We start from the raw sequence: 13,384 nt of genomic DNA, 5'->3' as shown, positions 1-13,384 counted from the left end.
CAGTACCTGGAGGGTAGGAATATTGAGAGTTATGTGCCATAAAGTAGTAATATTCTTGGGGAAACAATGGTGATTGGAAGGTGACTTGACCGAAATGCACGGCCGATGACGGAAGGCAGCCCATGTGAGTTGTCCGACAAGTGCCCCGGCTCGGCAGCCAATATCGGCCGGACGATGCTTCCGTGCTGCATAATAAATCCTACCCCGAAACTGTGCTCTCCCCCGAGCTCAAGGGTGTAGAAGCCGTCAAACAGGAAGAGGAGGTGCCGCTATGAGCGCACGAACGGAAGAATCGGCTTCAGCCGCCCGATTTTTCACAGAATCGGACACGAGGGCGGACTCGTTTGTTTTTCCGCTCCCGGAGCCGTGGTGGAGCAGACCATACGAGTATGCGTGGTGCGCATCGTTTGCGAAACCGGATGACGTCGTACTGGATGCAGCCTGCGGGATTTCACATCCGTTTAAATTTCATTTAGCTTCGGTGTGCAAGGAAACGCACGCATGCGACTGGGATGGACGAATTATGTCCGATCCGGACGTTTATATGGATATCATCCGTGATTTCGGGAAGGGAGCGGCGGAATCCTTGATGCGAAGCGGCTGCTTAAATCGGGTGCGCCGGACGCAGGCAAGCATTTCCGCCATGCCGTATTCGGTTCGTTACTTTGATACGATATTTTGCATTTCGGTGCTTGAGCATTTGAATACCTCCGATCTGCGGGCGGCACTGCATGAGTTTTACCGAACATTGAAGCCTAGCGGCAAGGTTGTGTTGACCTTCGATTATCCGACGGTCAATTTGGAGCAATTTCGAGAGCTTGCGGATCAAGCTGGCTTCGAAATCGTTGGCGGCTATAGCGATACGCTGCCTGCGGATGCCATTAAATCGGATTTGTGGGGGAGGCTGTACTGCTACAGGGCGGTGCTGCAGAGACGATTGAACGTGTAAAAGGGTGCATCCAATGGCGGGAAAAGGAAGGAGTTACCCATGACGTTCGATTACATCCGTTATTGGGAGAAGCATTACAAGAACGGCGGTACGTCTGGCCAATGGTCTTACGGGCCACTAGCGATCTTTAAGGCGGAGGTCATCAATGGAGTGATTGAACGGTACGGCATACAGCGCGTCATGGAATTTGGCTGCGGGGACTGTTTATCTCGGACTCGATATTTCATCGACGGCGGTGCAGCTGTGCGCAGAGAAGTATAAGCAGGATGCAAGCAAGAGCTTCATGCTCTATAGGCCCAGAGCATTCTTCAACCGCGGCTTTCTGGAAGTGGAGCTGACCATTTGCTTGGATGTCCTCTATCACATTACGGAGGAAGACGATTTTCTAGCGACGCTGCACGATATTTTTAGTACGGGGCCGAACGTAGTCGTGCTATATACGCGGATAGCGCGCGGGACGGAGCCTCAAGTCGTGGAAACGATCAAGGACCGTGACATTTTCCGCTATTTGGCTGCGTTTCCTGCTTATTATGTTAACGAAATCATTCCCCAACGGCATAAGGAGCTGTCTTCCGCAGCGTTTATTATTCTTAGGCGCGGTGAGGCCTGAAGCTGTACCGTTGACATTCAAGCATCCTGCCGTAAGCTGCTAGAGCACCTCGTCGAAGATGACGGCGTGCTCTCTTTGCGCCGTCTAGCATGCAAGCGTGCTGAAGTAAACACGCAATACATTACCCAGGAAATAATACGAATCGTATTTGCTTGGCAGCAATAAACTGTGCTAATATTAGCACACTATGTACGACAGAGAGGCTTCGTGAGGGTATGGCGCAATTAAAACGATTCGGCTGGGGGCTTCAAGCGCTTATCGTGCTTGCATCTAATGCCAATCAATGCTCAAGCGCGGAAATCGCGGAGCAAATCCAATGCGAGCCGACGGCGCTTCGGAAGGTGTTGGCGCAGCTCGTTGAAGCCGGTATCATCGAGGTGAGGCAGGGCCGTTCAGGCGGTTACCAGCTTACGCGCGCACCGGTACGAATTACGCTGTTCGAGATTTATACATCCCTGCATGAAGAGCAGCCCCAATGGGACCGCATGCTGGATACGACAGGCAATCACTCGTTCGGCCAGATGGTGAATGAATCCTTCCAGAAAATCATGACGGATATCAATTCGCAAGTCAGGCTTGTCCTTGGAAACTACACCGTAGCGGATCTACTGAACCGCTAATTTTTTCGCCATAAATGTGCAAAAGTTTGCTCAAATTATGAGTTGTGCAGCAAACGGATGCAGCCAATCTAGAAAGGGAAGAGAGGGAAGTCAAATGAGTGGACGCAGGCACTTGTCCATCCGGTCTGTCATCACAATGCTTGCGATTACGCTTGCGGGAGCAGTGTTGTTCAAGCTTATCCATATTCCGCTGCCGTGGCTGCTCGGTCCCATGTTCGGGGCGTTAATCGGCATCAATGCCATTCCGCAGCGAATCGCTTGGCCGAGTCCGCTCCGAAGCACGGGGATGATCATCGTGGGCTATACGATCGGGCTCTCCTTGACAGCCGCAGCATTGCAGGAGATGGCGGGTCAATTGCCTTATATGCTGCTCATGACCGTCATCTTGCTCTTGTACTGCGGCGGCATCGCATACCTCGTGTCCAAAGTATCCGGCATGGGCTTCAAAACCGCGCTGATGGGCAGCGTTCCGGGGGGGTTATCGCAGATTCTCATCTTGGCGGAGGAGACGGAAGGCATTAACATCACGGCCGTGACCGTGACGCAGGTCATAAGGCTGATGATGATCGTGATTTGCGTGCCGCTTATCGTCTTCAGTCCTATACTCGGGCAGGTACAAGACGCTGCTGCCGTTGCGGCAGCAGCCGTTCATGCCGGTACGCCTGGCTGGGGCGGACTCTTTCCGAATCTGCTGCTCTTCATACCGGTCTGTATCGCGGGCGCATTCGTCGGTCAGCGCATCAAGCTTCCGACTGCGTATTTGCTCGGTCCGGCGCTGGGGACAACGGCACTGCAGCTAGCTGGCGTACATGGGCCGGCGCTGCCAGTCGCGATCATTAATATCGCGCAGCTGATGATCGGCACTTACGTCGGACTCATGCTGCGGCCGGCGCAGCTGCCCAATAAAGTCCGCACGCTGACGCTAGCGGTGATTAGCGGCTTGCTTCTCATTATCGGCGCACTAGGCTTCAGCCTGCTGCTGACGGTATTGGAGCCCTCGATCTCCCAATCCACCGGGCTGCTGAGTCTGGCACCCGGAGGCATGGATCAGATGGGTATCATCGCACACGCGATTCATGCGGATTTGTCGATCGTCGCCGGCTATCAGCTGTTTCGGATGTTCTTTATATTCTTTGTCGTTCCGCCGCTCCTGCGATTGATTTTCCGGATTAAACCCGGAGAAACGAAGCGGCGGGGAGCTGCCTAAAACTTGATTTGTAGGGAATTCCCAGATACTTTATCGGCGTGGAGATGACCGCGGAGCGGGGATAGGCACGAGGCGTTACTGTTCTCAAGCATCACTCACAAAGCTGCTAATAATGAAGGGTATGTATAAGTCCAATAAGCTACCAATTGCCTTCCAAATTTGAAAACCGATGGTCCGTATGTATAATGAAGAGAAGATTATTATACGGGGGCATAGCAGATGAGACAGGAAGAACGGCGCCAGCAAACTATCCGGCAGCTGCTCGACGCAACGAAAGCGCTTATACAAGAGAAAGGCTGTCATGAGATTACGATGAAGGATATTATGGAACGGTCGGAGCTGTCCAAAGGCGCGATTTTCCATTATGTGAAGAGTAAATTCGAACTGTTCGCTTGGGTGCTGGGAGAAAGCTTGGAGGAAACGAACAGCCGATTCGCCAGCGAGGTCGAGCGGCGCGGCGCGACGTTCGAGCAGCCCATGCAGATGATTGCACGCGGATTTGCGGATCTGGAAGCTGCCGGCAATCCGACTAACAAAGTGCTCATGTACTTGCTGGGCAAGGAGGATGAGCCTGCTGTGGCGGAGGTGCTGCAGCAGTTTTACGAGCGTTCCGTCCAATTCTCCAGGCATTGGATCGTGACCGGCCAGCAGCACGGCGTGATCGCGGATGCCGTCGACGCGGACAAAATGGCGGAGCTGTTCGTTGTACTCGCGCTCGGATTGCGCACAAGGTCGTCAATTCCAAATACGGCTCCGACGTTCACGGCGCAGGATTTTACTGCTTTCGTGAGCGGCAGCTTAAGAAGCGTAAAGTAAAGGCACGTACAACCCGGCGCCGCGATAATCGATTACAATCTGAGTTCCATCGTTACATGAGAAATGCGAAAATTGCAGCTAAGTCCCGTGCCATTGAAACGCAGCCGATCCGGCTGCGTTTTTTATTTTTCCATTCCTGGAAAGACTGATTAAGGATTGACGTGTCCTTGGATCAGCTATTGCACTAGATATATGTATGCGATATATTGGATACATATATTTCAGAAGATGATGTTTATATCCATGAAGCAGCGGGAGGAGCAGTTTATATGACGGAAAACAAAGATTTGAGGATTCGCAGCAAGGTGATCAGCGAAGGCGCGAACCGCGCGCCGAACCGTGCGATGCTGCGCGCCGTCGGGTTTCAGGACGAGGATTTCAAGAAGCCGATGATCGGGATCGCAAGTACGTGGAGCGAAGTCACGCCGTGCAACATGCATATCGACCGGCTGGCTGTCGCGGCCAAGGAAGGTGCGAAGCAGAATGGCGGAGCACCGCTTATTTTCAACACGATTACGGTATCGGACGGCATTTCCATGGGTCACGAAGGGATGACATTCTCGCTGCCAAGCCGCGAGACGATTGCCGATTCTATCGAAATCGTGACCGGTGCGGAGCGGTTCGACGGGCTGGTTGCCGTCGGCGGCTGCGACAAGAACACGCCTGCTTGTCTAATGGCGATCGGGCGAATGAATTTACCTGCCGTGTACGTTTACGGCGGAACGATACTGCCGGGCAAGCTGGACGGCAAGGACGTCGATATCGTCAGCGCCTTCGAGGCTGTAGGCAGCTATCACGACGGCCGGATAACGGAGGAAGAGCTGCATAAAGTGGAATGCAGTGCCTGTCCGGGACCCGGTGCTTGCGGCGGAATGTATACGGCGAATACGATGGCGGCCGCCGCGGAAGCCATGGGAATGACCCTGCCCGGATCCTCTTCGACGGCAGCAGTCTCGGCGCGGAAGGCAGAGGAGTGCAAGGAGGCGGGCCAGCAGGTGCTTGAGCTGCTCAAGCAGGGAATCTACCCGCGCGATATTATGACGAAGGAGGCCTTCGAAAATGCCATTACCGTCGTCATGGCGCTTGGCGGCTCCACGAACGCGTTCCTTCATCTCATTGCGATCGCGCATTCCGTCGAAGTCGAGCTGACCTACGACGATTTTGAAAGAATCCGGCAGCGTGTTCCGCATTTGGCGGATTTGAAGCCGAGCGGCAAGTACGTAATGGAGGACTTGAATCAAATCGGCGGTGTTCAGGGCGTGATGAAGCAGCTGCTGACGGCGGGACTGCTTCATGGAGACTGCTTGACGGTGACAGGCCGTTCTTTGGCGGAAACACTGGCGGATTCGGCGCCTCTCGCGGCGGACCAGACCATTATCCGTCCGATGGACAACCCGCTTAAGCCGCAGGGACCCTTGATTGTGCTTCGCGGCAATCTGGCGCCCGAGGGTGCAATTGCGAAGATGTCCGGGATCAAGAAGCAGCGGTTCACCGGGCCGGCACGCGTTTACGACAGCGAGACAGAAGCGACGGAAGCGATTATGAGGGATGAAATCCAAGCCGGCGATGTGCTCGTTATTCGTTACTGCGGGCCGCAGGGAGGACCAGGCATGCCGGAAATGCTGTCGGTGACCGCCTTGATTGTAGGCAAGGGACTCGGCGGCGATGTTGCGCTCATTACCGACGGCCGATTCTCCGGCGGCTCACATGGCTTCGTTGTCGGCCATGCAGCACCGGAAGCGCAGGCAGGAGGTCCGATTGCCCTGCTGCGCAGCGGCGACCTGGTTACCATCGACAGCGGGACACAGGAGATTTCCTTCGATGTGTCGGAGGCCGAGCTTGCGGTGCGCAGGGCAGGATGGACGGCGCCGCCGCTCAAGGTGAAGAGCGGTGTGCTCGCTAAATACGCGCGGTTGGTCTCTTCTGCTTCAAGAGGCGCGGTAACGGATCTGTTCTAATCAAAGCGAAGGCTGAAGAAGCAAACCACCCGCAGCTCCTGAGAGCCGCGGGCGGTTTGCTTCTTCATATATTCGCGCAATCGACTGCTGCGGCTTGGCGTGAACCGCAGCCAGTGACAATCATCACCGCTTGACTACAGCGCTTCTTGTGCGTTATCATTCGTTATACGAACGTAGAATGAAAAGGAAGCGAAGAGGAGGTGACAGTATTGAAGCGAGTTCCAAGAACAAGCCGCGATTATCAAGCCGCGGAGCGCAGAGACCAAATTTTGCAGGGCTCGAAGGAAATGTTCGCCGAACATGGGTTTCACGGCACGTCGATGCGCATGATCAATAAGCATGTCGGGATCACGGACGGATTGCTTTATCATTATTTTCCCGGCGGCAAACAGGAAATTCTTGAGACGATATTTAACGAAGCCCAGGAAGCCCGAGTAGCCGTCTTGGACAAGCTCATTGCATCCATCGGACCAGACCTGCCGCTCGAAACAGCGTTGACGCAGTTTCTGTTCGGCATGTTCAAGACGCTTACGGGAGACAGGGAGTTTATTAAGATTATGTTCCGCGATTCGGAATCTATTCTGTCGGACAATAAGAACTTTATGCTCGAGATCATACAGCAGCGGCACAAATCATTGACGGCCGTGCTGGAGAAACGCGCGGCATCTGGCGAAATTCACATGATGGACTTCGGTCTTGCAGCGCATCAAATTTTGTCCGTCGGACTCGTTTCTGTGCTGTGCGAAGTTTCCTTTATTAATTTGATTGGAACCAAAGATGAGACTGAAACCTACATTCGCAATATGGTCGCTTTCACCGTTGCACAATGGCGAAAGTGATTTCTTTTTATCCATTTCATTCACCAAACGTTGAATTAATTAAATGAAGGAAGTGTAAATTTCATGTTTCATTTTTTCAGGCAGCGACATCCGTTTTTGACGCTCATCATCGTTTTTGTCGTCATCCTGGTTCTCGGTTGGGCGCAGCTTGGATCATCCGTGAATCCTGTGCCCAAGGATCTGCCGGTCATTCTCGTGCAGCTGGACAGCGGCGCGAATACGCCGGACGGGCAAGAGATGAATTTCGGTAAATTAATCAGCGATAAAATAACGGCTGCCGAAGGCCCGAACGGCGTTCAATCGCCGCTTCTCTGGAATGAGGCTAAATCGGAGGAGGATGCCATTGCGGCCATGAATAATGAGGCAGCCTATGCAGCGCTGCTAATTCCGGCAGATTTCTCTCGGAAGCTGACAAGCTTGCTGTCGCCGAACCCGGAGCCCGCGAAGGTGACGCTGTTCATCAATCAAGGGATGAATTACAACGGTTCGACCATCACGAATCAAGTCATGACGCAAATTATGAGCGGGGTCAACTCGCAGATCCGCAATCAGATCCTGAATTTCGCAAGCGGACACGGGGGCACGTTAACGGTCAATCAGACGAAGGCACTGGCGCTGCCGGTGATGGTAGACAGCCGTAACGTGAATGCAGTAGGCACGGACAGCGCGAACGGCAACGCACCGGTCGTTCTGACGCAGCTGATCTGGTTTGGCGCGATGGTGGCGACGATGATGCTCTTCATTGCAGCTGGAAAAGCGACGCAGCACGGGCTGCGCATGCATCGGCTCGAAATCCGTCTCTCTCAAATCGCGATGGGCGCGGTAGCGACAGGCGTTGCTTCACTCAGCGTGGTCTATATTTCAGGCAAATGGATAGGGCTCTACATACCGGATTATTCGGATATCGGTTGGTTCCTGTTCTTTGCCGGATTCGTGTTCTTCCTGATCCAAACGACCCTTGTCAGCTGGATCGGCTTCGCTGGCGTACCGCTTATCGTGCTCGTCTTCTTCTTCGGTGCACCGATATTATCGATTCCGCCGCAGATGCTTCCGCAGTTCAGCCATCATTTCCTGTACTCGTGGCTTCCGATGCGATTCTCGGTCGAAGGCTTGCGCGACCTGTTCTATTTCAGCGGCTATCGCAATTTGAGTGCGCCGGCTTGGACGCTTGCGGTGATCGGCGCCGTCTGCATCGGTCTCATTGTGTTATCGGTGCTCAAGAAGCACAGCGCCGATTTGCCGGACAAAGAAACCGCATCCGCTTCCAGCGTCGCCCAATAGTCGCGAAATTTGACATGAAGGGGGCTCATCCTCTATTCTGACGAAGAGGTGATCGATAATGGGAGTTACATCTGGCAAAATATTCGTCAATTTACCCGTAAAAGATTTGAGCAAGTCTGTCGCATTTTTCAATTCTGTCGGTTTTGGATTTAACGACCAATTTACCGACGCGAATGCGGCCTGCATGGTGATCAGCGAGCATATCTACGTGATGCTGCTGTCCGAAGACTATTTCCGCACGTTTACGAAGAAACCGGTAGCCGACGCGGCTGCAAGCACGGAAGTTATTTTGGCCTTATCCGCAGCAAGCAAAGAAAGCGTGGATGAAATCGTCTATAAGGCGCTTTCGAACGGCGGTAAAATCTCCAATGATCCAATTGATCATGGCTTCATGTACGCTTGGAGCTTTCAAGATATCGACGGGCATCTATGGGAAGTTCTTTACATGGACGACAGCGCAGTGAATCAAGGCTAATCGCCGATTGAGTTGTCTGCTGCTAAACAAAGAGCGCATCAAGGCGTAATAGCAGGCAATATCAAGCCCCTGCAGACGGTTGCTCCGTTTGCAGGGGTTTTTCTGCGTTTATGTTCCTGCCCCCATTCGTGGTAAACTAAGGGAAAACGCAAGCAAGGGGGCTGCAGCATGAAATTCATCCGATACGTACTTCCGGCAGCGTTAGCCCTGTTCGTCGCGGGCTGTTCCACTCACACTTCTACCACGGCCTCCACGTCCAAGGTGGACAACTCTGAGGTGGAATGGGCATTCACCCAGGCGGAACAGCAACCGGATCAGCTGTTGATCGGGGTCATCGACGGCGCAGCGGACACGCTGGATATCGCGATATACAGTTTGACGAAGCCGGATATCGTGGATGCCATTAAACAGGCCAAGAAGCGGGGTGTCTCGGTCCGGATCATTACGGACCGTATTCAAGCGAGAGGCAAGAGCCAGAAGGAAGCGCTCAAGCTGCTGGGCAGCGCAGGTGTTCCGCTCAAGATAAACAAGCACAGCGGATTGATGCATCTCAAAATAACGATCGCGGACGGGAAGACGGCCACGACCGGCTCGTTTAATTATTCCAAGGCTGCGAGCACGGACAACGACGAGGTGCTCATGTTGCTGCATAACAGCGATATAGCCGCATCGTTCGAAAAACAATTTCAAGCGATGTGGGACGATACGGCTGCGTTCGAGGCCATCACGCCGATTATCGCCGAGGACGCAGTTGAGGTGAACGCCGCGAACGAGGGAGACAAAGCTGCGCCCGAGGAAGGTGCGGATTTGCCGGACGCATCCGTCAAATCCAGCACGTCTGGTGCATCCGGCTCGAAGGTGATCTACAGGAGCTGCGCAGAGGCGAAGGCCGCAGGGAAAGCGCCGCTCCGCAAGGGTGACCCAGGCTATAACGCCAAGATGGACGGAGACGGAGACGGAATCGCCTGCGAGAGATGAGTACGGAAGCTTGAAATGGAAGCGAAGGAAGCCCGCTGCATGCACGGGCTTTTTTGCTGTTTAGGCATCCGAACGAGTTCGGTGCGAATAGTAAACCGCAATAAACGACAAATATAGCCTTTTTATGAAGGAAAATGAGGGTTTTTGTCGAATTGGCAAGGGATAAAACTCCTTTACAGGAGCTGCAAATCAGGGAGTGAATGCAAATCAACTCGATTCCATTCATATTTGGCAAGGCAAGGACTTTAAATAACAAGCTGCGCACGCTCGGATTCGTTATCGTGCTCATTGTCGGGGCGGCATGTACGGCGATGTTCTCTTATATTGAATTGAATCATCAGGAGAAGAATATCCACCGGCAATTGGCGCAAACGCTTGTGCTGCAGCAGCAGTTTATAGATAAATGGATGAGTGATCGCATGTCCGACATTCGGCTGCTTGCGAATCTGCCAGAGACGAAGCATGGGCAGCAAGCGAAATTAGAGCAAATCATCGCACTGGCTAAGCGCAATCACAGCGAGTTTCGATCGGTCAACGTCATCGGCAAGAACGGCTTCAATGAAATTGGCATTTCCATACAGGACCGCCCTTATTTCCGCGCAGCGCAGCAAGGGAAGGAATCCGTATCCGATGTGCTTTTCTCGCGCGTCGACGGCAAGCGTATCATCGTCTTCTCTACGCCGATCGAGAACGAAGATCACTCATTCGGCGGAATCGTGATGGGCACGGTGGAGCTGACGACCATCGAGCGGTTCATGCAGCAGTTCTCGTACGGCGAGGATGGTCAGACCTACCTGGTCAGTAAGGACGGCCAATTGATTACTGGTGCGGGAAGCGGGACAGCGCAGCCGGCTAAGGTGAAGCCGTGGCTTCTTGAACGCGCGGCAGCCGGCTCCATATCTACGGATGCCTATGTCAACTACGCCGGCGTGACTGTGTACGGCGGCTATCGATGGGCGAACAACGGCAATTGGCTCCTTATCGGCGAAGCTGCCCGGCAGGATGTTCTGGCATCGCTGTACACCGAGTTGAAATACGCGGGTTTGTTCACTCTGCTGTCGGTGCTGGCAGCGATCCTCTTGATGCTACGCATCTCGAAACGGATCTCGCACGCGCTGCATCAGCTTCTGACGGGGGTTCGTATGATCAAGGACGGCGGTTATCATTACCGGATCGATCAGCGCACCCTGATGTCCTCCACATTGGAATTTCAGCAGCTGTGCCGGCTGTTCAATTCCATGGCGGACACGATCATGGAGCATACCGAAGCGCTGAGCAAAGAACGGAATTTTGCCGCTTCTATTATTGATACGGCTGCTTCCCTGATCGTGGTGCTCGATAAGGACGGGGGCATCCTGCAGTTTAATCGCAGCTGCGAGCTTGTCACCGGCTACACCTTCGATGAGCTGCAGCATGCTTCGATCTACAACTTTCTCATCCCGGAAGAAGAAGTGCAGAGCGTGAGCGGGCACTTTCAAGACCTGCTTGAGGCTGGGGGCAGTTACCGCAACGAGAACCACTGGCGCACGCGGTCCGGCGAGCTTCGTCTCATCGCTTGGAACAACTCGATTCATCTGGAAGCAAGCGGCGGAATCAAACATATTATCAGTATCGGTATCGATATCACGGAGCAGCGTCAAATCGAACAATCGCTTATCGATAACGAAGAACGGTTTCGGCTGCTCGTCGGCTCCATGGATGAGGTCGTATCCACGTTCGATTCCGATTTGAAGCTGATGGGCGTGTACGGCAGAGCTATGGACGGGTTTCTCAACGAATCGCAGGAGCTCTATTCCGGCAAGACGATTCACCAACTGCTCAATCCCGTCAATGCCCGCATGCACGAGAACGCGCAGCGCATAGCATTGGAAGGCAAGAACACGGTGCTTGATTGGTCGATCCAATCGCCGACAGGCGCTGCGTATTATCATCAAACCTCATACTCGACGCTTCGGAATAACGGAGGTGTCGTCAAAGGTGTTGTCTCTGTCAGCCGCGACATTACGCAGCTGAAGGCGGCAGAGGAGGCATACCGGGAATCCCAGGAGCGAATCGCGAATATCTTGGAAAGCATTACGGATGCCTTCATGGCGCTTGATAACGACTGGCTGTTTACGTACGTCAACAGCGAAGCGGAAGTCATTCTCGGCAGGGAAAGACCGCAAATCATGGGCAGGGCGCTGGCGGAGGTTTATCCGAGTATGCTGAATAGCCATATGCATGCTTGTTTCCGCAGGGCCGTGAAGGAACAGGTCCCGATATCTACGGAAGAGTATATGCCGCATCTGAACGCCTGGTATGAAGTGCATATCTATCCGTCCAAAGACGGTCTATCGGTCTATTTGCAAAATGTAACGGTGCGCAAGGAGCTGGAATACTTGGCTGCCATGAGCCAATCCAGGCTGAGCACGATCATCGAGACGGTACCGAACGGAATCGTCGTCGTTGAAGAGAACGGCATGATCTCCATGGCGAATCGGATGGCCGAAGAGATATTCGGGATGAATAAAGGGGATATTGAGAACCGGCCTTATGACGATGCCGCATGGGAGATTTATGATTTTGACGGGAAGCGCATGCAAGCCGAGGATTATCCCGTTACGATTGCGATTCGAACGCGGGACCGGGTATCGAATTCGGAATTCATCGTCAAGCGTCCGAACGGCACCCGCGTCATGATCTCGTGCAATTGCTCGCCGACCTTCGATCGCGAAGGCAGGATGCGAAGCGTGCTCATCTCGTTGTCGGATATTACGAGCCGGATTGCGATTCAGAACGAGCTTAAAGCAGCCAACAATGAGCTGATGAAGCTGTCCTCGCTGGATGGACTGACAGGCGTCTTCAATCGAAGATACTTCAACGAGCAGCTGCACGAGTATTGGCAGCTCCATGCGCATAAGCAGCAGCCGTTATCGCTGATCATGTTCGATATCGATTACTTTAAGTCCTATAACGACAGCTACGGTCATCTTAGAGGCGATACAGCCTTGAAATCAGTCGCTGCGTACGCGCGGTCCTCCTTGGTGGATCCGGAGGGGTTCGTCGCCCGTTACGGCGGCGAGGAATTCGGCATCGTGCTGCCGAATACGACGCTTCTGGAAGCAGCTGCGCTTGGGGAAGCCATACGAGCCGGAGTCGAGAACAAGTGCATCCCTCACAGCAAGTCTAAAGTCAGCTCGTATTTGACGGTCAGCTTTGGCGTCGCATCGGTTATTCCGGAGCCAGAAGTCAGCGAAGAAGCGCTTGTGTCTGCCGCCGACATCATGCTGTATCAGGCAAAGCGGACGCGCAATACGGTCGCGGTCCACAGCGGCGAAGGGATATTGGAATTAACGGAATTATCGGGATCATAAGGTTTAGCGCGTGCCGCGCAAGCGATCGGTTTAGATACTGACGCTTGCGCGGCTTATTTTATTGCTGCGGTTGTAATACTTACGCCATGTTCGCTTTCCGGCTTTTCCGCAATAATGAAGAAGCTCCAGTTGGAATGCCGGCTTACGCAAGCAGGGATGTCGATCATCCCGCAGCTTCGGGCACGCTGTGTCCCGGTGTACTGTCAGTTCGGGTTCCCTGCAGCTCCTTATCAGGGTTCGAATCCCGTCGCCTTCACTGCGACCCGCTCATGGTAGAGCACTCGACATTGGATCGAGC

Annotated in this window: 11 protein-coding genes; all 11 read left to right on the top strand. The window is 53.6% G+C overall.

Annotation, left to right across the window (positions count from 1 at the left end; translation table 11 throughout):
* Positions 1-271: 271 nt before the first annotated feature.
* The 11 genes from KXU80_RS10125 to KXU80_RS10075 all read left to right on the top strand — a co-directional run bounded on the left by KXU80_RS10125 (position 272) and on the right by KXU80_RS10075 (position 13,086).
* Positions 272-949 carry a class I SAM-dependent methyltransferase gene (locus KXU80_RS10125; protein ID WP_219838057.1) on the top strand — a complete coding sequence of 226 codons (678 nt, stop codon included), beginning with the start codon at positions 272-274 and terminating at the stop codon, positions 947-949.
* Positions 950-1,103: 154 nt separating this feature from the next.
* Positions 1,104-1,559 carry a class I SAM-dependent methyltransferase gene (locus tag KXU80_RS10120; RefSeq protein WP_258171344.1) on the top strand — a complete coding sequence of 152 codons (456 nt, stop codon included), beginning with the start codon at positions 1,104-1,106 and terminating at the stop codon, positions 1,557-1,559.
* Between the two features lie 215 nt (positions 1,560-1,774).
* Positions 1,775-2,179: an Rrf2 family transcriptional regulator gene (locus tag KXU80_RS10115; protein WP_219838056.1), complete on the top strand. Its 405-nt coding sequence runs from the start codon at positions 1,775-1,777 to the stop codon at positions 2,177-2,179.
* Positions 2,180-2,273: 94 nt separating this feature from the next.
* Entirely contained in the window at positions 2,274-3,386 is a 1,113-nt protein-coding gene (locus tag KXU80_RS10110; RefSeq protein WP_219838055.1) for an AbrB family transcriptional regulator, read from the top strand.
* 219 nt (positions 3,387-3,605) lie between these two features.
* On the top strand, positions 3,606-4,202 hold the full coding sequence (locus KXU80_RS10105; RefSeq protein ID WP_219838054.1) for a TetR/AcrR family transcriptional regulator: 597 nt from the start codon (positions 3,606-3,608) through the stop codon (positions 4,200-4,202).
* Between the two features lie 269 nt (positions 4,203-4,471).
* Entirely contained in the window at positions 4,472-6,160 is a 1,689-nt protein-coding gene (gene ilvD, locus KXU80_RS10100) for a dihydroxy-acid dehydratase (RefSeq protein WP_219838053.1), read from the top strand.
* A gap of 209 nt (positions 6,161-6,369) precedes the next feature.
* Positions 6,370-6,999: a TetR/AcrR family transcriptional regulator gene (locus tag KXU80_RS10095; protein ID WP_219838052.1), complete on the top strand. Its 630-nt coding sequence runs from the start codon at positions 6,370-6,372 to the stop codon at positions 6,997-6,999.
* Positions 7,000-7,062: 63 nt separating this feature from the next.
* Complete coding sequence (locus tag KXU80_RS10090) at positions 7,063-8,280, top strand: YhgE/Pip domain-containing protein (RefSeq protein WP_219838051.1); 1,218 nt, start codon at positions 7,063-7,065, stop codon at positions 8,278-8,280.
* A 58-nt stretch (positions 8,281-8,338) separates the two neighbouring features.
* Positions 8,339-8,755: a VOC family protein gene (locus tag KXU80_RS10085; protein ID WP_219838049.1), complete on the top strand. Its 417-nt coding sequence runs from the start codon at positions 8,339-8,341 to the stop codon at positions 8,753-8,755.
* Between the two features lie 168 nt (positions 8,756-8,923).
* Positions 8,924-9,733 carry a phospholipase D-like domain-containing protein gene (locus KXU80_RS10080; protein ID WP_258171343.1) on the top strand — a complete coding sequence of 270 codons (810 nt, stop codon included), beginning with the start codon at positions 8,924-8,926 and terminating at the stop codon, positions 9,731-9,733.
* A 200-nt stretch (positions 9,734-9,933) separates the two neighbouring features.
* Positions 9,934-13,086: a PAS domain S-box protein gene (locus KXU80_RS10075; protein WP_219838048.1), complete on the top strand. Its 3,153-nt coding sequence runs from the start codon at positions 9,934-9,936 to the stop codon at positions 13,084-13,086.
* The last annotated feature ends 298 nt before the right edge of the window (positions 13,087-13,384 follow it).

This window comes from Paenibacillus sp. R14(2021) (assembly GCF_019431355.1).
Classification (GTDB): Bacteria; Bacillota; Bacilli; order Paenibacillales; family Paenibacillaceae; genus Paenibacillus_Z.
Note: the sequence above shows the minus strand (reverse complement) of the source record. Positions and strands in the feature narration are given on the sequence as shown.

Excerpts from the sequence above, each read along its gene's own strand:
- KXU80_RS10125 (WP_219838057.1), top strand. The coding sequence starts at position 272 with ATGAGCGCACGAACGGAAGAATCGGCTTCAGCCGCCCGATTTTTCACA.
- KXU80_RS10080 (WP_258171343.1), top strand. The coding sequence starts at position 8,924 with ATGAAATTCATCCGATACGTACTTCCGGCAGCGTTAGCCCTGTTCGTC.
- KXU80_RS10085 (WP_219838049.1), top strand. The coding sequence starts at position 8,339 with ATGGGAGTTACATCTGGCAAAATATTCGTCAATTTACCCGTAAAAGAT.
- KXU80_RS10090 (WP_219838051.1), top strand. The coding sequence starts at position 7,063 with ATGTTTCATTTTTTCAGGCAGCGACATCCGTTTTTGACGCTCATCATC.
- KXU80_RS10115 (WP_219838056.1), top strand. The coding sequence starts at position 1,775 with ATGGCGCAATTAAAACGATTCGGCTGGGGGCTTCAAGCGCTTATCGTG.
- KXU80_RS10075 (WP_219838048.1), top strand. The coding sequence starts at position 9,934 with ATGCAAATCAACTCGATTCCATTCATATTTGGCAAGGCAAGGACTTTA.
- ilvD (WP_219838053.1), top strand. The coding sequence starts at position 4,472 with ATGACGGAAAACAAAGATTTGAGGATTCGCAGCAAGGTGATCAGCGAA.
- KXU80_RS10105 (WP_219838054.1), top strand. The coding sequence starts at position 3,606 with ATGAGACAGGAAGAACGGCGCCAGCAAACTATCCGGCAGCTGCTCGAC.
- KXU80_RS10110 (WP_219838055.1), top strand. The coding sequence starts at position 2,274 with ATGAGTGGACGCAGGCACTTGTCCATCCGGTCTGTCATCACAATGCTT.